The sequence below is a fragment of the Paraniabella aurantiaca genome, assembly GCF_050309965.1.
Taxonomy (GTDB): Bacteria; Bacteroidota; Bacteroidia; order Chitinophagales; family Chitinophagaceae; genus Niabella.
In genome coordinates, this window is the sequence record NZ_JBLOSY010000002.1 from 807,826 (window position 1) to 828,952 (window position 21,127).

Below are 21,127 nucleotides of genomic sequence, written 5' to 3' on the forward strand. Positions count from 1 at the left end.
TGGATGACAGTTGACAGTTTCGATTACAGTCATCGGTCAACTATCATCTGTCATTCTTAAAATAAAGATATGAAACGTCGCGATTCCCTTAAATATATAGCCGCTTCCGCACTGGCTTCAGCTGCTATTGCAACAGGCTGTACTCCTGCCGCCCAAAAAGAAGAAGCCAAAGCTACCGATGCTGCAAAGCCCGGTATACATAGGTACGAAGATGAGCAGTTGAATGAAGAAGCCGTAAACCGGATGCCTAAGTTCTTTAATGAGCACGAATTGGCTACATTAACGATTTTGGGTGATATTATTATTCCAAAAGATGAAGTAAGTGGCAGCGCCAGCGATGCGAAGGTTACCGACTTTATTGAATTCACGGTTAAAGATCAACCCCGTTTGCAGGTTCCCATGCGCGGCGGTTTAAGATGGCTGGATGTGCATTGCCTGAAGAAGTTTGGAAAGACCTTTAAAGATATTACCGATCCACAACGCATCGAAATAGTAGATCTGATCGCCTACCCCGAAAAAGCAAAAGATAAAAAAGAGCTGGCGCCGGGTGTTGCCTTCTTTTCTACTATGCGCGATCTTACGGTTACCGGATTTTACACTTCAGAGATTGGGGTAAAAGACCTGGGTTATGCAGGTAACCGTCCCAACCAGTGGAACGGAGTACCTGATGAAGTATTAAAGCAATATGGCTTCTCTTATACTGAGAAAGAATTAAAAGAGTGTTTGAGCTTTGACACGCCCACTCCTTTGGCAAGCTAAAAACTATAGCTAAGTAGATTTATTATAACACACTTAGTTCAATAATATAATCAACTTTTTCTACCCTGGCAGCTTCCGGAATGGTAAGCTGCCATTTATTTTGTATTCTTTTCAAGTCAACCTTTTTACCATCATTTAAAGAAACCGCGCTCAGCTTTTTGTCAACAAAGGGCAACTCAATAACGCTGGTGCTATCCGTGTTTAAAAGATGCAGATAATATTTCTTTTCTTTTGCCGTAACCACACCCCATTTTTGAGGAGGCATTATATTGCCCCTGGTTCCGTAAATAGTGTGCCCATATCTACTCATCCAGTTACCTACAGCCTGTAACGTATCTTTAAACTCCTGCTGAATATCGCCGTTCGGCATCGGCCCTATGTTTAATAGTAAATTCGCATTACGTCCTGCAGCACCTACCAGGTAGCGGATCACTGTTTCGGCACTTTTATAATTTTTATCGCCCAGGTTAAATCCCCAGGAATTACTCATGGTTTCACAGGTCTCCAAAGGCAGGGCATCAGAAGCTTTTTGATAACTTAAGCCAGATGTATTTTCACCAGGCAGGTCCCTTTCAAACATCTGGAAGTCTTCACCGGCAAATGGTGTTTGATGGTGATTATTACCAATCATGCACTGCGGCTGTAACCGATGAATCAGGCTGTATATTTCATCATACTTCCAGTCTAACCTCGACGAAAGATCTGTATGTCCTTCGGGGTTCGTCTGATCCCAATGCCCGTCGAACCAGATGGTACCTATTTCTCCGTAGTTAGTAAGCAGCTCAGTTAACTGTGCTTTCATAAAATTCAGGTAGCTGGCATAATCGCCTTTGCCTGTACGACCACTGTGCTGGCCGGTTCGCCCTGTTCTCCAGGGATAGTCTTCTCTTGTCCAGTCGAGCAGAGAATAGTACAAACAAAGCTTGATGCCTTGCGCTTTACATTCGTCGGCCAGCATTTTTAAAACATCTTTCTTGTAGGGTGTATTGGTAATTTTCCAATCAGACTGTTTGGTATCCCAATTACTAAAACCATCGTGATGCCGGGATACAAAAGTGATATATTTCATACCGGCCGCCTTGGCCATTGCCACCCATTGTTTAGGATCGTAAGCAGTAGGATTATAAAAATCCTTAAGATGTGCATACTCGTGAATCCGAAGCTTCCGGTTATTCATTACCCATTCGCCATCACCGGGTATACTAAAAACGCCCCAATGAATAAAAAGTCCAAACTTCATATCCTGGAACTGTTTGCGGGCTTCGATAACAGGGGCAGACGGGGTATAATTACTTTGTGCTGCCGCACCGCTCATAATACCGCAGAGGGTTATAGCAAATAAAAATCTTTTCATAATAGCGCGCTTTAAGTGCAAATAATAATGATTGTCAGATATTGGAAGCCGAAGAAGTTGCTTATTAGTTTTTTACTGCCAGGGCGCGATGACGCAATGCTTTAAGAAAGAAATGCGCTTGTAACCCTTGCGTCTTAGCGACCTTTCGGTTCAATACTTATAAAATTAAAACAATGATGCATCTATTGATTGCGCAAACGTTTGATCATTTCGATGCGAGTTATTTATTGCTGAAATGGTATTTAAAACTTATTTTGCTGCTAAACTTTCCATATGCGCTATGTATCAGCGGGTATCCTGTTTATAGTTACTATAATTACGGCCTGCTCTCCCAAAACTTCTAAAGTAAAATCATCAGATAATGATTGGACGACCCTCTTTAACGGCAAAGATCTGAAAGACTGGTTTGTGAAAATACACCATCATGAGGTAGGCGACAACTACGGGCAAACATTCCGTGTGGAAGACGGTATCATCAAAGTGCGTTACGATAAATACGATGGCTTTAATGAAAGGTACGGACACCTTTACTACAAGACGCCTTTTTCTAAATATCATCTGAAAATGGAATACCGCTTTGTGGATGGTTGGATGAAAGATGCTCCTTCCTACACTATTTTAAACAGTGGTGTCATGTATCATTCGCAGGATCCACGTACCATGCCCAAAGAGCAGGATTGGCCCATATCGGTTGAAATGCAGTTTTTGGCGGGCCTGCCCGATGGCCAACCCAGGCCTACCGGCAATATGTGCTCGCCGGGAACTGAAATTGTTTACCAGGGCACTAAATACAACGGGCACTGCCTGAATTCAACTTCCAAAACCTATCCGCCCGGCGAATGGGTAACCGCTGAATTGATTGTATTAGGCGACTCGCTTATTACTCACATGATCAACGGAGATACGGTATTACAATATTCTAAACCAAGCATCGGTGGTGGTGTGGCCAACCGTTACGACCCGAAACAAAAAGTGGAAGGAAAACCGCTGGTTTCAGGGTATATAGCTTTACAAAGCGAGGGACAGCCGATAGACTTCAGAAATATACAGTTGAAGAACCTGGAGAAGTAATAGATATTAATATATTATTTCCCTGGCTTTCAACCGCAAAGCCGCGAAGGCGCCAGGTTTCCTAATGAATAACCAGACACTATCTTCTCTTTGCGCCATTGCGGCATGGCGGTTAAAGAAAAAAATCGATCTCTATTCCGTAATTTCGCCGCGTGATTTCGCAGCAGAGCATACAGGAAATTCTTTCGCGCATTGATATTATTGATGTCGTGGGCGAGTTTGTAAAATTGAAAAAAAGAGGCGCTAACTACCTGGGCAACTGTCCTTTTCATAATGAGAAAACTCCTTCCTTTACCGTTTCACCTTCGAAGGAAATTTATAAATGTTTTGGCTGTGGCAAAAGTGGCAACACCATCAGCTTCGTTATGGAGCATGAAAAATACAGCTATGTAGAAGCTTTAAAATGGCTGGCCAATAAGTATGGTGTTGAAGTAGAAGAAACATTTGTAAGCCAGGAACAAAAAGAGCAGTTTCAAACCGCCGATAGTCTTTTTATTATTAACAGTTTTGCTGAGAAATTCTTTATCGACCAGCTTTTCAAAACCGAAGAAGGCCGGGATATTGGTTTAAGCTATTTTAAGGAAAGGGGCTTCCGGGAAGGTATCATAGAAAAATTCAGGTTAGGGTATTCGCCAGAGGCAAGAACCGCCTTTACAGATGAAGCACTATCTCAGCAGTACAATAGAGAATTGTTGCTTAAAACCGGGTTGATTGCCGAACGCAATGGTAACCTGCAGGATAATTACCGTGGACGGGTTATCTTTCCCATACATAATAATAGTGGTAAGGTAATCGGTTTTGGGGCCAGGATACTAAAAACCAATGAAAAGGCCCCCAAATATATCAATACACCGGAGAACGAGCTTTATGTAAAGAGCAAGATTCTTTACGGGTCCTACTTTGCCCGCGCAGCAATAGACAAAGCAGATGAATGCCTGTTAGTAGAAGGTTATACCGATGTGGTATCACTTCATCAGGCTGGCATTGAAAATGTGGTTGCCTCCGGAGGTACTTCCCTTACCATTGATCAATTAAGGCTGGTAAGAAAGTATACCAACAATCTTACGATCATTTATGATGGTGACAGTGCGGGTGTGAAAGCCGCTTTGCGTGGCCTGGATCTTGCTCTCGAAGAAGGTCTCAATGTAAAGCTGGTATTGATTCCCGATGGTGAAGACCCGGACAGCTATGTCAATAAAATGGGTGCTGCTGCATTTGTTCAGTTTGTTAACCAGCATAAAAAAGACTTTATTCTTTTTCAGCTGGAATTATCCCTGAAGGATATTGGAAATGACCCGGCTAAAAAGTCAGAATTGGTAAACAAAATTGCAGAGTCTATATCACGGGTTAATAAAACAGAAGACTTTACACGGCAGCAGGATTACATCAAGCAATCCTCTACCATTCTAAGCATTGATGAAGCAGGGCTGCATGCTCTGGTAAATAAATATATAAGAGACCGTATTACTTCGCAGGAAAGAAAATCAGCTTTTCCGGGAGCTGATCAGCAGGCTATAGCTAAAGCTGAAGCTACTAACTTCGATGACGCTACGTTTGATATGCTCTTTAAAGATCAGCTACAGGAAAAAGAACTGGCAAGGATCTTACTGGAATATGGTAACCGGTACTGGGATGATAATATATTGATTGCTGATTATGTTTTTGGCGAGATCGATGAATTAGACATTGAAGACAAAGATGTTTATAACCTTGTACATGCTATTAAAGAATTGGTTCAACGCAATCCCAAGCTATTTAATGATAAATATTTTATTTACCACGAAGACAAGCAACTCAGCAGTTTTGTCATTTCCCTTTTAAACCATCCTTACGAAGAAAGTAAAAAGTGGATTCAAAAAGCCGGACAAAATATGGGCTACCAGCGTACACTTTTCAAACAGGAGTACGAATCGTTTTTAAGAACTGTTTCTGATGGTAACGAGGATGAACTTAACCGGTTTAAATTGATCTCTGAGGATCGCACCAAGGATATCGTCATTTCGGCAATAAGATACCTGAAGCTGAAAAAGATCAAACGGATGCTATTGCAGAACCAACAGGATATGGAACTGGATAAGGCCTTTGAAAAATTTAAGGAACTGCATTTCATTCATCGCTCACTAAAAGATATGGAGCGGGAGATCACCGATCAGCTGGGCACCGTAATATTACACTAGTCTTATGCCAATTGCATTTTGTTTCTTAGATTAGTGGCTGGTATTGGCTTGTCGTTAAAATAAACCTTTGTCGAAATGGTCAAAAATATGCTGCTTGTTATACTACTACTTGTAGCGTATATAGCAGATGCACAAAAGCAGCCCGGCAAAACGCTACAACCTGCCCCCCTATCTGTTTTACAGAAAATATATCTTACTACCGATAAAATTATTTATACACCCAATGAGCAGCTTTGGTTTGCGGCTTACCTGTTCGAACATCATTTAATGGTTCGGGATACAGCTGATGTGTTAACATTAGGATTATATGATCCTGTATCCGACCAGATGATGACGTTAAAGAAATTTCCTATTTATAACCGCATTGCCACGGGTAATATTCTTTTACCAGACTCGCTAATAGCCGGCAGCTACAGCCTGGTTGCGTATACCAATATTCTGGACACGCGCAATATTCCGGTTGGCACCGGCTTCAAGCCACTGACCATATACGCAAGGACGGGCGATAAGGCCTTTACTACATCGCTACATATCTTAGATTCAATTTCTGCTGATGACAAAATAGCCATCCGGCATGAAATCGTTCCCGAATCTTACCAGCTCACTTTTAAAGATGCCCGCACCAGGTACCAGCTACCCGGTGAAAAATGGCGCACACTCGACCTGGATAATTATGGCAAAGGCGTTATTTATATTAATTCGAAAGATATAAAAACGGCAAACCGATCCTTATCCGTTATTACCGTTTACAATGGTGATACAGTGAGAAACAGGATCAGGATACCCGAAAAAATCAGGCCTAAAGCCAGTTTATCTGCTTCATTTTATCCCGAAGGCGGATTTCTGGCGCCCGGATATCCGAACAGGGTATTCTGGGAAGTGGCCGATAAGCGTACCGCGGCCTCCACGCGCGCGCTCTTACTGGAAAATGACCAGGTAATAGATACAATAGAAACTATTGCGAATAGCGCCAGCTCTTTTTATGTGACAGCCAAAGCCGGACGGCAATACGCTGTTGCCTTGGACCTGCCGGACAGCAATCACATCAAATTCCCCTTACCACCTGTTGCTTCCGATGGGCTACGGTTTGAGATACCGGATATTGTGGTAAACGACTCGCTCACGATCGAACTTTGGTCAAAGGAAAAAAGAACCGTAAAATTAACGATGGTAGATGTAACCGGGCTTCCCTCGGTTCATCAGCTTGATATTAATGCATATAAAAAGCTAACGGTTTTGCTCGAGGATTTCGCCCGGGGACTGTGCAAAGTTTTTATAACAGACGAACAAAATAAAGTTTTAGCAAGATCCTACTTTTTTGCCCATTATAAAAGCAGGAATCAGCTTCATGTGGAAACGGACAGAGCCATATATAAAACAAGAGACAGCATTGCGCTGAAAGTTACCATCGCTGATAAAAGCGGAAACCCGCTCAATTCCATTGCTACCATAAGCTGTGCTTTACTAAGCCGTATCGATTTTGCAATGATGAAAAATGTTGAGTCGGACCATGACCTGGGGGTGGTTGCTTACAATGAACCCTCTTTTTTAAAGCGTCGAAATATTTTAGACAGCAGCCTCCTGCTCGAACACGTCATCAGGATGAAAAATATGGCAGATGATGATACCATTTCTACAACAGCTAATAGTTTGCCCGAAAAATTTTTAAAACCAGGCGTTCAATTAAAGCTGGCCAGGTTTGGAAAACGAGAAAAAAAAGCAATGGAGCTGGTCCTGTTTAGAGAATCTAATTTTTCATTCCTGAAAACGAATGAAGAAGGCATATTACCACTTTCAAATGATGAGCTGCTCGTGAACGACGGCAGAAAGATTTTTGTAAAAGGAATGGGTAAGAAAAATGGTGACTACTACGTTCAAACGGAGGATTCACTGGTGATGATTCACTCCAATTTTGAAGTACCCGTTTACAAGCCTCTTTACAGGGAGCAACAGCCCGATTTGCTGGCACTGTTAAAAACAGACAAAACAGAAAAGTTCTCCAGCACTATGGAAACCGTTATTGTACGGTCGAAGCGGGATTATGGAGCCATGGGGAGAGCTAACCCTTGTGGCGATTACGTATGCCAGTACAATATCCTTAATTGTCCCAATCACATCATACCATATAAATGGCCTGTAAGGGGTCAACGGTATCGTACATTTGGCGGTGAATTAATCTACCAGGGCTGTGATTACGAAAACAACATGTACCTGCCTTCCGCCAGCCTGGTTTATTTGCCGCGTACTTTTTTAGGTATGGATACAACCTTATTAAAACAGGAGTTTCCTGAATACCTGAGCACACTTTTGTGGCAGCCATTTAAAAAGCTTCGCAAAGACGGAGACAATCAACTGGTCTTTCATACCAGCGACCAGAAAGGAGTATACCTGATAACCGTACAGGGTTTTGCTGAAAATGGGCAACCCTTTTATGGAGAAAAAATGATACGGGTAGAAGATTAGTTCATCCAAAAAATTGTTTAGCCTTTAACCTTCCGTAAGCATATCATATACCACTACTCTTTCCCAGAGATGACTGTATTGGTCCACAAAAGCTTTATGTACCGGGTGCACCTGGTAGGCATCCTGGTCTTCCACGCTATTAAAGTACATCAACTCTGATACATGGAAGCTGTTATCTACAACATCGCGTTTTTCGGTAGATGCGGGAACACCTACAAGCATTTTTTTTACCTGCGGTATGGCTTTTAAAGTTTGCAAACCTTTTATCAGCTCTTTCCTTTGGGTATCACCCGGCTCTTTCAGCCAGAAAAAAACATGATGAATAATGGTAGATTTTTTTTGCTGTTCCATACTTAAAATAGTTGGCGCCACGGCTACAATTGCAGCATTCTTTATAAATTTCCGGCGGGGCGATTGTTTCATGAAATTGATATTATCGTGTTGTGATATTGTTACAAAGCCTAAAATACCGGTGTCGGGTTAATACCTAAAATTAATTTATAGCGAAAATGGTTGACGCATTATGCCGGTGTATTTTCTTTCACCACAATTAAATCGCTTAGTTCAACCTGCATCGGCAGCAAACCAATTTTTACTACCGCTCGTTTACCCTTTATTTCCAATACCTTTCCTACCTGGTGATTACGTCTCATCTTCACTTTATCACCCACTTTAATATCGCCACCTACTTCACTATATTTACTTTCCAGCTTCTTCTGCATTTTGCTGGCCTTTTTGCCTTCGGGCCGGTTAAACAACAGGGCAGCCATTTGTTTGATCAATTTCTGCTTATCTTCTTCTTTCTTCCACTCTATGGTTATTTGCTTCAGTTTACGCTCCATGTCCTTCAAATAAGTGATACGGTCTTCACTTATCTTGTTCTGCTCACGCAGCACTGCCACCTGCTGCTTATGGCGTTCCTTATCCATTACCTGCTGCATTTCTTTTTGCAGGCGTTCGTTTTCTTTGATCAGTCGCTCCAGCTCTTTATCTTTTTTAGCAATATCCCTTAAGTCCTGCTCGGTACGGTTCAATAGCTTATCCAGCCTGTATTGATCTTCTTCCACCAACCCCCGGGCTTTTTCGATCAGTCTTTTTTCCAGCCCGATCCGTTCCGCGATGGAGAAAGTATAAGAGCTTCCCGGCTTACCCACGATCAGCTGGTATTGAGGCTGTAATCTTTTTTCGTCAAACGCCATTGCTCCGTTCACAATACCGGCCGTTTTACCCGCCATTACTTTCAGGTTCAGGTAATGCGTGGTAACCACACCAAATGAATGCTTGCGTAGCAGCTCCAGCAAAATCACTTCTGCAAAAGCGCCGCCCAGGTTAGGATCACTGCCACTACCCAGCTCATCAATAAAGAACAAAGTTTTTCCATTGGCATTTTCCATAAAATGCTTCATGTGTATCAGGTGACTACTATAAGTACTCAGCTCAAATTCCAGGCTTTGGGTATCGCCTATATGGATCATCAGTTGTTTAAAAATACCAAATTCGCTTGATGGATGCACGGGCACCAGCAAACCGCTCTGCAACATCATTTGCAGCAAACCAATCGTTTTCATGGTTACGGTTTTACCACCAGCATTGGGACCGCTTATTACCAGTATCCGCTTGTTTTCATCCAAACTGATCGAAACCGGGATCGTTGGTTTATCAGCTCTCTTATTATATAGATATAAAAGCGGGTGATAGGCATTTACCAGGTGCACAAAAGCCTTGTCATGTACAATCGGGTACTCACCATTCACATCAACAGCAAACTTTGCCTTGGCTCGTGCAAAGTCATACTCTCCCACGATAACATGATAGACATTCAGCAGGTCCGCATATTTGGAGAGTCTGGAAGTTAGCTGGCGCAGTATACGGTATACCTCCTTCCGCTCCTGGTTTTCCAGGTCGCTGATATCGTTATTGAGGTGCATCGTATCTTCCGGCTCAATAAATGCCGTTTTACGGCTATCGCTTTCACCATGTAAAATACCTTTCACGGTACGTTTATGTTCGGCAAAAACCGCCAGCACCCTGCGGCCATTCATAAAGCTTTCTTCAATTTCGGCCAGGTACCCCTGCTTATTCAGCTTGGAAATGATACGGTCAAAAATCTTCCTCAGCTCCGTTCTTTTACGGTACAGGCTTAACCGGATCTCCTTCAACTCTTCGGAGGCCGAATCCTTTACATTTCCCTGGTCATCTATTATCTCATCAATAAGTTCAATAATAGCTTTTTCGTAATAAGTATGCTTTGCTATTTCGTACAAACCGGAGTAGACGCTCTTGCGTTCATCGTTAAACCAGCGGAAAATTTTCTCCATACTTTCCGCCAATTTACGGATCTGTATGAGGTCTTCCCCCTGCAAAACAGCACCCGCAATCGATAAAAGCTTTAATTCTTTGGCAAGATTTAAAATATAGTCGTTGGGGAAATAAATGCCATTGATCAGGAGCTGTTTAAATTCATGAGACTGTCTCAGTTCTGCATCAACAAATTTTTTATGGGTATGGATGCGCAGCTGGCTGGCTTTTTCCTGCGCAAAATTGCTTTGGCAATGGGCCACCAAAAGTTCCTTAACCTTCTCAAACTCTAACTGCAACGCCGCCGATTCGGGGTATAATTTCATGTGATTCTTCTCCTAGTAAAACCAGCAAAATTACGGCATTAATTGCTGCAATTCCTATTTTCGATAGCTGTAGGCAACGATAATTTCATATCAGGCAGGGTTTAAAAATGCTTTAACAGTAAGTAGCAAACCATAATAAACTTTTAACCGTAGGTATTGTTAGATTAAAAATAAAACAATGCATAAAATTCTTTTGCCGGCTCTTTTGACTATCTTAACTGCCTTTAGCGCCTGTGCGCAGAAGAAAAACAGTAAATTAGAATCTGTTCAATTTACGGGCCCGGAAAATAAAAAATCAACAATGGAAAATAAGAAAGATACAGCCACTTTTGCGAACGGCTGTTTTTGGTGTACGGAAGCCATTTTTCAGGATGTAAATGGTGTGGAAAAAGTAACCAGTGGTTATACGGATGGAGACACAAAAAAGCCGACTTACGAAGAAGTTTGCACCGGAACTACCGGATTTGCAGAAGCCCTTCAGATCGTATATGATCCTGCGGTGGTTTCTTTTGATGAATTACTAGAGATTTTTTGGAAGACTCATGATCCGACCACCTTGAATCGCCAGGGAAATGACGTTGGCACTCAATACAGAAGTGGCGTTTACTATCATAATGATAATCAGAGGGAAAAAGCAGAATACTACAAAAATGCTTTAGATAAAAGCGGTGCTTTCAGCGATCCAATTGTAACAGAGATCAAGTCGTTCCGCAATTTTTATCCTGCAGAAGATTATCATCAGGGGTATTTTAACGGTAATGAAAATAAAAACCCCTATTGTAAAGTGGTTATACGCCCCAAAGTAGATAAATTTAAAATAGCTTTTAAAGATAAATTGAAGAAATAACCTGTTAGGCTTGGTTTTTGTTGAAATAATAACACGGAGCAAGAAGGACAAATATAAAAACCTCACAGGGTAACAACTTGTGAGGTTTTTAATTTATTATCATATAATTAAGGATTGTAACTTATATTTTAGTTTATAGGTGCCATCATGATTGAGCCGGCTCTAAACCAGGTTCGGGCCGTCATGAATTAGAATATTTTAATCTGTCTTATCATATAATCGGCGTATCTTGCGGCCCGTTTCAAATTTTTTAAGCAATGTTGGATTTAAAAAATTTCGATCAGAATGCAGTTAGTAATCCCGAAAACAATGTTTTTGGATTGCCCAGTACAGAAGAAAACGCTGACCTGATTGTAATAAGTGTTCCCTGGGAGGTAACCGTAAGTTATGGATCGGGTACCGCAAAAGCTCCTGAAGCCATTTGCAGAGCCAGTCTCCAGGTTGACCTGTACGACCCCCAATTTCCCGATGCCTGGAAAAGAGGTTTTTACCTGACTCCCACTGATAAACAATTACAATTAAAAAGCGCTTACCTGAGAAGAGAAGCCGAGTTGTATATTGATTATATATCCCGTGGAGAAGAATTAAAGGCCAACCAGTTTATGTGTAAATCGATCCGCGAAGTGAATGAAGGCGGGGAATATCTCAATAACTGGGTGTATCAACAGGCAAAAATGCATTTGAAGAACAAAAAGCTCGTAGGGCTTCTGGGTGGCGATCATAGCACTCCCTTCGGATTGTATAAAGCCCTGGCGGAGCAACATGATGAATATGGAATCCTGCAAATAGACGCTCATTGCGACCTGAAGAAGGCCTATGAAGGGTTCAAATACTCACACGCCAGCATCATGTATAATGCGCTGAACGAGATTCCCCAGATCAAAACCATTACCCAGGTAGGCGTAAGGGATATGAGCCAGGACGAATGGGAATATATACAGAACAGCAACGGACGGGTGATTCCTTATTTCGACCAGGACATCAAGGAAAGACAATTTGGCGGCGATACTTTTAGAGAAATTGCAGCTGAAATAATTGATAGCCTCCCACAAAAAGTACATATCAGCTTTGATATCGATGGCCTGGATCCCAAACTTTGCCCTAATACCGGTACGCCCGTTCCCGGCGGGTTTGAATTGGACCGTATGTTTTACCTGTTCCACGAAATACTTAAAAGTGGTCGTAAAGTAATAGGATTCGATTTGGTTGAAGTAGGCGTTGGCGATACAGAGTGGAATGCAAATGTCGGAGCCAGAGCTTTATTTAAGCTTTGTAATGCTTTAACAACCAGTAATTAATTGAATTTTATATTTAATTAAATTAGTAATAAAAACAGGATACTTTTCATTGCCCAGCTATCAATTTATCATTCCCAATAAAAAACTGGTAACCTACCAGGTCTTTTCCTATGCCATTATTTTGTTGAATATAGCCGGTTTATACCTGCTTAGTCCGCAACAGGAAGCATGGGGCCAGGGAATTTACCTGCTACTGCTTTTTTTGGCAGTTTTTCGGGGAATATGGGACTACAGAGCTTATAAAAAACAAAAGGGCCTTATGTCCAATGTACTGCTGCTGGTAATCATTGCGCTTTTCTGGAGCCGCACAGAATACAACATGGGTATCTGGATTAACCTGCTACTGGCGGGTTTATATTTCATCTCAACCCGCAAATTAAAAATAATTGTATCGGAAGAGGGAGTTAGTTATCCCACATTTCCGGCTAAAATCATTCCGTGGTCTGAAATCAGTAACCTGATCCTTAAAGACGACATCCTCACCATTGACCTGAAAAACAACAAAATTTACCAGCATCTGGTAGAATATACAGATAATGCGGCGAATGAGCCGGAATTTAACGACTTTTGCAGGACGAAATTAGTTTGACAGATGACAGTTCGCAGTTGAAAGTACTGCTGTCATCTGCTACCTGTCATCATTAAAATAGAGTAATTGAAACAGAACAGCCTCACATCATCCCCCTATATCCTTTACTCCGACGGAAAGGGCAATATTTTCGAGGATACTTCTTTATATGTTACCGGCCGCACCGGCTGGGATGCCATGCCTGTTCCTGAACATGAGTGGATTGAGTTACCCGATGGAGGTTCCCTGTATGAGCTGCCGGGCCGCAGGGGAATTGGTATTGATGTAGCAACCGGCGACATGAGGCTTTGCGAAAAAGGCTGGGCTGTGGCGGCTTTTATTCCGCCGGCACATACAGGCTTTTATTTATCCGCTTACGAAACCGCACCAGACGCACCTACCCTCCCGCTTTTTTGCTACACCGCCGTGGGCTGGCAAGACGATAAGTTTTATGTACCTGCGATGCGTATTGAGCAGGACATCAGACAGGAATGCAGTGGTTTTAATACCGATAAAGTAGAATCTGGTGTAGAACAGCTGATCAATGCCTACCCGCATAACCGGCTGGTAAAGCATTTGGCAGAGAATTGCGCATTAACTTATCATTGTCCGGCTGCGCGTAATTATTTTATGGGCAGATGGGAATGCCCGGTACCTGCATCTCCCGCTTGTAATGCCAATTGCGTAGGGTGTATCTCGCTGCAACCCGATGAGGAAACCATCGTTTCTACACAGGACCGGTTGAAATTCAAACCTTCAGTAGAAGAAATTGTAGAGTTTACCGTACCGCACCTGCAGACCGCTCCTTTCCCGTTGATCAGCTTTGGACAAGGCTGCGAAGGTGAACCACTCTTAATGTGGGAAACCATCGAAAAAGCGATTATAGAAATAAGAAAGCATACCGATAAAGGCAGCATTAATATCAATACCAACGGATCGAAACCCGACGCCGTAAAAAGATTGTGCGAGGCCGGACTTAATTCGATCAGGGTTAGTACTAACAGCGCCCGCCGGGAAGTGTACATGCCTTACTACCGCCCTAACAACTACGAATTTGAAGATATTATTGAAAGCCTGAAAGTAGTAAATAGTTTTGGCGGCTGGACCTCGATCAATTACTTTGTATTCCCTGGTATGACGGATAGCATTGCCGAATATGAAGCACTGCGTAAACTGATTAAAGAAACCAATCTAAAAATGATCCAGTGGCGTAATTTCAATATCGATCCGGATTGGTACCTGGGTAAAATTGGCGCTACCGATACCGGTGAGTGCATGGGCGTGCAACAATTATTACAGGAAATACGTAATGAATTTCCCGACCTGAAATATGGTTACTTTAACCCTCCTATGGAAAGGATAAAAGGAAATTACGAACTGGATTTTGCACATTGGTAGCATTTTTGAGGTATTGGGTGATCCCTGCTTAAAAATATTTTCAATCAATGAGCTATTCGATACCTGCACTAATCATTTCTTTAATATTAACAGTCACAGGCTGTCAGCAAAAATCTACTGCGCTTTCCAACGGTGATCTTGCTATAAGTATCAGTACCGTTTGTGGCTGGTGTACAGGCGGCGATTCACTGGTGATCAATGCCGGTAAATCGGTATACCGGTACTCGCCCTCCTGCGACCCGGCGCAAGGCACAGAAACTTCTATTTCCACTGATAAAAAGCAATGGAACGAATTGGTATCGCTGCTTAACCAGCAGGAATTCAAAAAAATTAATATCAACCTGTGCAATGTTTGCGCCGACGGTTGTGATGTTCGGGTAACCGTTAAAGACAAAAACGATATCCATTCAATTTCTTATGGCAGCAGCTCCAACGAAGCCGTAGCTACTGTCCGCCCCTTCCTTGAAAAACTGGAAGCGATAAGCGCAGCTTACAAAAAGGAACATAAAAAATAATAAAACCCTTATAATGAAACTCAGCGCCTCTATCCTGTTTTTTGCAATTTTGTTTACATGGTTGGGTTGTTCAACTGCACAGTCAACCGGACGAAATTCATATTCTGTCGACCCACGCGATTTATTGCAGGCTGTTAACCGGGTACGTAGTAAGGGATGTAAATGCGGAGGCACTACAATGCCGCCGGTAAAGCCTTTAAAATGGAATGACCGCCTGGAGTCGGCCGCTCAATCGCATAGCAATTATATGAGTAGCCGCAGAAAGCTTAGCCATACCGGCAACCGCAATTCTAACCCCGGTACGCGGATTACAGCAGCGGGCTACAAGTGGAATTTCTTCGCCGAAAATATTGCCATGGGACAACAATCCGTAGACGAAGTAATGAATAGCTGGCTTAACAGCACGGGCCATTGTAAAAACATTATGAACAGAAATGCTACTGAAATGGGCGCAGCTAAATCAGGAGCTTACTGGACGCAGGTATTTGCGCGTGCTTTGTAACGCAGGCTGAACTACGCCTAACGAGGTAATCGATGCAAACTCCCGAAAATTCCGTTCAACAACCGCAGGCCCTTTATAAAAGGAAAGGAACTTCTGTTAGTGTTATATCCCGGGACAATAGGGAAATGGATCGCTTAACCCACAGTACCTATTTAAAAGTTATTTCTTTTACCAGGTATAAAAGCGACATACTTTTCCATCAGGTTGATTACAAAATTATACCGGGAGATAAATTTAATACCAAGCGAGCCATCCATTCCAGGTCTCCAGGATGCAGTGCTGGCGCCGCTTCCCATTAGGGTAACAGGCAGGTTATTTACAATAAAATCAGGTCTTAATGTTAACTGGCTGGCTTTGCCATAAAAAACAGGTGTTGAAATACCCATACTTACGGTAGCGCCCGAGGAGTCGGCCTTAAATCCATCTACCAATAACCTGTGCTTTAAAACCAGCGGGCGAAAAACAATCAGCTCATACCCGGCGCCTGTATCCAGAATAAACTTCGCATTAATTGGTTTTTCCTTCTGTACGCTTAATACTGCATCCATTTGTATATTACCTGAGGACACATCTACCGGTACCTGGCTCCCTCCACCCGTAAAAGCATTCCATTTCCCGAATGTATAAAGCGTCAGTTCCTTCTTATCATAGTCTACATAAGTAATGTAACGTTTTGCAATGGTGTTTCCGATAATACCGTCTGTTCCCGGCTCCCGGTTACCGAATATAGCAATGCTCTGTTGGTCAATCCCAAAATCATTGAAATGAACCGTGTTGTTTCTTGATATTCCAATATCAATATTGCCGCCTACTACTGAAGCCTGTTGCTGATGCGAAGCAACCAGCCCTAATGTATCCGCTAGTGCCTTACTGATCATCATACCATCTGCGCCTGTATCAAAAAGCAATTTCAAAGGCCTTTGACTTTTGTTAAGCGTAACTGTAAGAATGATAGACCCATTGCGGCTTTCAAAAGGAATTGTAGCTACTTTTCGGCTTTCGCTATTGCGATTCATTCCATACAGTTTATCAGCAATATCGAAGTGTCTCAATTCAAGATTCTTATTAAAGTAAAGATGAGTAACGAAACTATCTGCATTGTGCCCTTTTGCTGATACCAGCCAGTTAGAATCCTTTTGCTGCAGGCCGTCATACACGAGGGCGTCTAATTTATAATTGTTCAAAACAGCCTTCAGGTTTTGCAAGGCTGACCGGCCCATGTAAGCCCCTACCGAAAAATCTTTTGCCAGAAAAGGGCGCATCAGGCTATCTGTATGTGTCAAAAATGCAGCGCTCACTTTTTCTATCCTGGCTTTCAATTCAGCTTCCTGCGCGTGTACAGTCACACCCAATAACAATAAATTGATACCTAAAAAAATCTTCTTTCTCATTTCTTTTTTTAATTGGTTAGCATGGCTTCATAAGCCTTTGTATCTACTTCGTATTTCCGTGCCTTATCAATAGCCAGTTGTACATAGTTCTTATAAACTTCGGGTTTATTTTGCTGTTGATACACCCTGGCTATAGTTAAGATAGTTTCAAAAGCCGTATGCTCATCTATCGCGTCAGCTCCCCACTTACCCAGCAACAAAAGTTTTTCGGGACTGAGTTGTTGTTTATTGGTAAGGTTACTCACCATAGCGCCATAATAGTTCTTATACAGTACCGGGTTCGCAGCGGCGAAACTTAAAAAAGCATCTGCATCTTTGACTATTGTATTGTAATAGTGATCAGCCAGCAGAAACCTGATAATTTTCCAATCGGCCGCCGGGAACTTATTCTGATAAGTTTTTAAAAAACCGGAAAACAATTGATCATTACGGCCGGTAACTTTTTCTTTCAGGTTGGCCGAAAGTATTGCTGTTGCTTTACCCAGCACCAGTGCCTGCCCGTACAGTGCACGGTAGGCATTATAGTTATTGATAAAATCTTCCTTCAGGCCCGAAGCAGGGTTCCGGGTTATCATAAAAAGCATATCGGCTGCTTCTTTGTAAAGTTTCCTGTTTTCAATTATCCACCTGTTGGCAATTGTGTCATCGACACGCTTACGCTCTTTGCCAAAATAATCGAGATAGGCTGGTGCATAGGGTACATCCAGGTTAGGCGCAAAACCATTTAGATATGTTTTATGCTTATCTAAGCTATCGGCGTTATTGAGAAACGCCATCAATACTCCAACATCGGCAAAGCCATTAGTAGCATCAATCAGCGCTCCTTCTTTCGACAGCACCAGGAAAGTCGGGAAACCCATTGTTTGATATTTTCGCAGGATGGAATCGCCAAGCGGTTCTTTCAGAATATCGGTTTTCACACCAATAAAGTGTGCCTCCAGCTTTTCTTTTATGAGCTTATTGGTGAACACTTCTTTATCCATAACGGCACAGGGATGACAACCGGTAAAATATACATCAATAAAAATAAGCTTGTTGCTTTGCCTGGCTTTTGCAAGCACTTCGTTCCAGCTTGCAAAATGTTGTAATACTTCCTGCTCCTGAGCCGCCGCGAACAGGCATGGCAGAAGCATGATGAAAAACATGAATCGTTTTTTCATTGCTAATATTTTTAATTGCGTATGTAAAAGAGCGGCGGTTAAGCGTTTGAACCGCCGCTATAAAATCATCAAGCCAATCGAATCATCAGAGATACTTTTCCAGTAACGGCTTCAGGTCAGGTGAAGAAGGTCGTGGTGCATCTACTGTTACAATCTTACCATCTTTGTCGAAAACCATAAAACGCGGAATCCCTGTAATCTTATAATACTTGGTTATATCGCTCCACCCGCTTGCGAAAAGCTGTATGCCCCCTAAACTTTGATCCGCAATCATTTGTTTCCACTTGTCTTTATCTTTTTCTTCGTCAACAGAAATACTTACAATGGCAACATCTTTACCCTGCATGGCTTCTTCCAGTTTTTTAAGATGTGGAATTTCCACTTTACAGGGTCCGCACCAGGTAGCCCAGGTATCAATCAGAACCACTTTTCCTTTCAAATCAGAGAAGGCAACGGTCTTGCCATTTTTATCTTCAAACTTAAACTCATAGCCTTTGTCTCCAGGTTTTAAAGTAGCCAGCGCGCTATTAATCTGGAACTCGCGTTGCTTTTGATTTTCAGTCAGGATATATTCTTCAATGCCGTTTTTAAACTCCAGGTATTTACCATAATCTTTTATAACAGCAGCCTGATCTAATGCAAAATCACCTTTCAAGGTATCGTTGTTAATTAAGGCAAACACTTCTTTGGTTCCTTCCAGCCCAGTCTTTGGCTTTTCACCGCTTTTTATACGATCGCGCATCAGGATGGTTGAAAAAGCGCGCATCCCCCAGGGATAGTCGTAAGCCTTTTGGGCCGTAGGAAAAACACTATTAACTGATACTGAAGAATAATAGTCAGGAAGCTCTTCTTTATCAGGATGAGCACTACGTGGTGTATTTAAAAAATTAACCGCAAAAAAAGCCAGGTCCAGGTTTACAATATCTTTTAAAGCGGCTTCAAATTTTTTATTACCCGTTGCCTTTGGCGCAGCTAACCAGGCTTTAGCTTTAGGCAACAATTTGTCGAGTTCGGGAAAAAAATCAACATAAGTACTTTGATTCCTGCTAAAGTAAACCGATTTCCATTCTACCAGCCAGGCCATTTTATACCACTGCGTTAATACCTGGTTTTCTTTCGAATTCGATACACCCGTTAAGCTATAAGCCGTATCATTGATAGCAATACCCAGCCTATCCCCGCTTTTTAGCCAAAACTTGTAGTTACCCTGCGGATTGGCATTGGTTCCTGTTCCTACCATATACAAGCCTTCGTATTCCGGGAAAAACTGGAACCCGAATTTCCCTTTGTTATTAGGCTGCGCAGTAGCAATAGGTTTACTGGTGCCGTCTACCACCTTAAAGAGTTTTACTTCTGCAAATTTTTCACGGGCAAAAGATCCTTCGATCGTAACGGGTTTCTGAGCCATCAATACCGAAAAACCGATACTGAGTAATGACAAAAGAGTCGTTATTTTTTTCATTTTTTATTGTATTTAAATATAATTAGCAGGGTCTAGCGTTCTCTGTAAGTGAAATCTTTCACCTTTCCGAAGCCGGTGTAGGATTGAAATAAAGTTAAATCGCCGTTTACAGGTGGAACTGTGTACAGGTGTAATTCCCCGTTTTCTCCAACGGGCTTAGCAGGGTCTTCTACTGCTACCATGAGCCTATTATACCACTGGCCATACGTATCGGGTTTGGAGGTCCTCCTGGAAAATTCCTGGAACTTCATTTGGGTAATTTTTTTAATGCCAAAATCGATCATCATTTTGCTCGTCTTTAATGAGAGATCATACTCGTAAACTTTACTACCGATGTTATAGAACATATATCCCAGGTCAGGGCTAAAGGTGTAAAAATCTGCCTTGTCAACATTCGGCGCCAGAACCGGGGCATAGTAGCTTTGTACCCCAGTCATCGCAAATCTGGCTACATGAATTTTGTTAGAGGAATCGGGATAATGAAGTACAGCATATACATTATCTGTTCCATATAAATTCTCCATAAAACGCAGATCGCCTTTCACATTATTGTGATCAAATAAGGTTCCGTTATTCATTTTTGTAGCTACTGCGCCGCCACTGGCGAGACGTATAAAGCGCCGGGCATCCTTATCAAACATGATAGCCACGCCAGCCGAATTGGAAGCAATAAAAGGAGCCACTCTAAATGGAGCAACCTGGCCTGCTTCTATATTTACAGGTAATCCCATCTTTATTTGAAAGACCCTGTAATAGTAATACAGGTTATCATCCTCTCCCACGAGCCAGGCCGTATTAAGCCCACCTTTCAGATATTTTCCTTTGAAGGTGGCAGGTACTGCCCCTGCTGACATTTCATAGTTGATATCATAGGTAAACTGCCATGCAAAGGTTTCAGGGTGAATCTTGGTAGTTTGAGTTTCTGTCAGCAGGTAAATACCCCACATGGTTGGATCGTAGTTGTAGCTAACTATCTGAAGAGGCTTACCTTGCTGAGGTATGGTAGAACCAACAGACGACAGTACGTCTTTCATCAGCACAAAATTGCCGTCCCTATAGGAAAGCATGTCCAGCCTGGTCTTGTCATTAACATCTGTCAGCAATAGGTATCCTTCAAAAATGGATGTAGATACATTCAGTTTAAACGATTTATTCCAGGTGATACCCGTTTCCCTGTCCTTTACAAACAAATACACTGTCCAGGTTGAAGGCTGCAAAGTAACCGTAGTTAAGTTCAGTGTAAATGAAGATCCCAACTCCTTTACCCTGTCGCCTATAAGCAATGACCCGGGTCCGATAGCCGTCCATTTAAATATATACCTGGAAGTATCTATGCTTTTATCAATGGTACCGGTAATCTGCGGAACAAGTTTATAGGGTTCACCGTAGAACACCGTTGTGTCTTTGAACCCTCCGATTTCTATTTCGTTAATATCGGTATAGTTGTAGTTTCCCTTATCCTTATAACAGGACGCCAGTAAAACCAGAGAAAGTAAGAATAATATATATGCTCTCATCGACTTTATTTTATCTTTTCT

At 42.2% G+C, this 21,127-nt stretch carries 17 protein-coding genes; 10 read left to right on the forward strand and 7 right to left on the reverse strand.

Annotation, left to right across the window (positions count from 1 at the left end; genetic code table 11):
• The first annotated feature begins 69 nt into the window (after nt 1-69).
• Complete coding sequence (locus tag ACLOAU_RS17875) at nt 70-759, forward strand: gluconate 2-dehydrogenase subunit 3 family protein (RefSeq protein ID WP_427863271.1); 690 nt, start codon at nt 70-72, stop codon at nt 757-759.
• 22 nt (nt 760-781) lie between these two features.
• On the opposite strand, the gene ACLOAU_RS17880 is transcribed toward ACLOAU_RS17875, so the two are convergent.
• Nucleotides 782-2,113, reverse strand: coding sequence for an alpha-L-fucosidase (locus ACLOAU_RS17880; protein ID WP_427863272.1), 1,332 nt, complete (start codon nt 2,111-2,113; stop codon nt 782-784).
• 273 nt (nt 2,114-2,386) lie between these two features.
• Here ACLOAU_RS17880 and ACLOAU_RS17885 point away from each other — a divergent pair, with 273 nt between their 5' ends.
• The 3 genes from ACLOAU_RS17885 (at nt 2,387) to ACLOAU_RS17895 (ending at nt 7,824) form a co-directional block, all read left to right on the forward strand.
• A complete protein-coding gene (locus ACLOAU_RS17885) occupies nt 2,387-3,184 on the forward strand; it encodes a 3-keto-disaccharide hydrolase (protein WP_427863273.1) in 798 nt (265 codons plus the stop codon).
• Between the two features lie 152 nt (nt 3,185-3,336).
• The gene (gene dnaG / locus ACLOAU_RS17890) at nt 3,337-5,361 is read left to right on the forward strand and encodes a DNA primase (RefSeq protein WP_427863274.1); all 2,025 of its coding nucleotides are present in this window, start codon (nt 3,337-3,339) and stop codon (nt 5,359-5,361) included.
• Between the two features lie 75 nt (nt 5,362-5,436).
• Nucleotides 5,437-7,824: a hypothetical protein gene (locus ACLOAU_RS17895; protein WP_427863275.1), complete on the forward strand. Its 2,388-nt coding sequence runs from the start codon at nt 5,437-5,439 to the stop codon at nt 7,822-7,824.
• A gap of 24 nt (nt 7,825-7,848) precedes the next feature.
• Here the strand turns inward: ACLOAU_RS17895 and ACLOAU_RS17900 are convergent, their stop codons facing one another.
• Nucleotides 7,849-8,247 (reverse strand): Dabb family protein, encoded by a 399-nt coding sequence (locus ACLOAU_RS17900; protein WP_427863276.1) that lies wholly within the window; start codon nt 8,245-8,247, stop codon nt 7,849-7,851.
• A gap of 98 nt (nt 8,248-8,345) precedes the next feature.
• The gene (locus tag ACLOAU_RS17905) at nt 8,346-10,448 is read right to left on the reverse strand and encodes an endonuclease MutS2 (RefSeq protein WP_427863277.1); all 2,103 of its coding nucleotides are present in this window, start codon (nt 10,446-10,448) and stop codon (nt 8,346-8,348) included.
• A 301-nt stretch (nt 10,449-10,749) separates the two neighbouring features.
• Here ACLOAU_RS17905 and msrA point away from each other — a divergent pair, with 301 nt between their 5' ends.
• From msrA to ACLOAU_RS17935, 6 genes are all read left to right on the forward strand, one after another.
• The gene (msrA, locus tag ACLOAU_RS17910; RefSeq protein WP_427863278.1) at nt 10,750-11,295 is read left to right on the forward strand and encodes a peptide-methionine (S)-S-oxide reductase MsrA; all 546 of its coding nucleotides are present in this window, start codon (nt 10,750-10,752) and stop codon (nt 11,293-11,295) included.
• A gap of 257 nt (nt 11,296-11,552) precedes the next feature.
• Entirely contained in the window at nt 11,553-12,593 is a 1,041-nt protein-coding gene (locus ACLOAU_RS17915; RefSeq protein WP_427863279.1) for an agmatinase family protein, read from the forward strand.
• A gap of 49 nt (nt 12,594-12,642) precedes the next feature.
• A complete protein-coding gene (locus ACLOAU_RS17920; protein WP_427863280.1) occupies nt 12,643-13,182 on the forward strand; it encodes a hypothetical protein in 540 nt (179 codons plus the stop codon).
• Between the two features lie 66 nt (nt 13,183-13,248).
• Nucleotides 13,249-14,559, forward strand: a complete 1,311-nt coding sequence (locus ACLOAU_RS17925) for a radical SAM family protein (protein ID WP_427863281.1) — start codon at nt 13,249-13,251, stop codon at nt 14,557-14,559.
• A gap of 47 nt (nt 14,560-14,606) precedes the next feature.
• Entirely contained in the window at nt 14,607-15,074 is a 468-nt protein-coding gene (locus tag ACLOAU_RS17930) for a hypothetical protein (protein ID WP_427863282.1), read from the forward strand.
• 13 nt (nt 15,075-15,087) lie between these two features.
• Nucleotides 15,088-15,576: a CAP domain-containing protein gene (locus ACLOAU_RS17935; RefSeq protein WP_427863283.1), complete on the forward strand. Its 489-nt coding sequence runs from the start codon at nt 15,088-15,090 to the stop codon at nt 15,574-15,576.
• Nucleotides 15,577-15,728: 152 nt separating this feature from the next.
• Here ACLOAU_RS17935 and ACLOAU_RS17940 read toward each other — a convergent pair whose 3' ends face one another.
• From ACLOAU_RS17940 to ACLOAU_RS17955, 4 genes are all read right to left on the reverse strand, one after another.
• Nucleotides 15,729-16,967 (reverse strand): retropepsin-like aspartic protease, encoded by a 1,239-nt coding sequence (locus ACLOAU_RS17940; protein WP_427863284.1) that lies wholly within the window; start codon nt 16,965-16,967, stop codon nt 15,729-15,731.
• Nucleotides 16,968-16,975: 8 nt separating this feature from the next.
• Complete coding sequence (locus ACLOAU_RS17945) at nt 16,976-18,127, reverse strand: thioredoxin family protein (RefSeq protein WP_427863285.1); 1,152 nt, start codon at nt 18,125-18,127, stop codon at nt 16,976-16,978.
• Nucleotides 18,128-18,212: 85 nt separating this feature from the next.
• The gene (locus ACLOAU_RS17950; RefSeq protein ID WP_427863286.1) at nt 18,213-19,589 is read right to left on the reverse strand and encodes a TlpA family protein disulfide reductase; all 1,377 of its coding nucleotides are present in this window, start codon (nt 19,587-19,589) and stop codon (nt 18,213-18,215) included.
• Between the two features lie 32 nt (nt 19,590-19,621).
• Nucleotides 19,622-21,106 (reverse strand): PKD-like family lipoprotein, encoded by a 1,485-nt coding sequence (locus ACLOAU_RS17955; protein WP_427863287.1) that lies wholly within the window; start codon nt 21,104-21,106, stop codon nt 19,622-19,624.
• Nucleotides 21,107-21,127 lie beyond the last annotated feature (21 nt).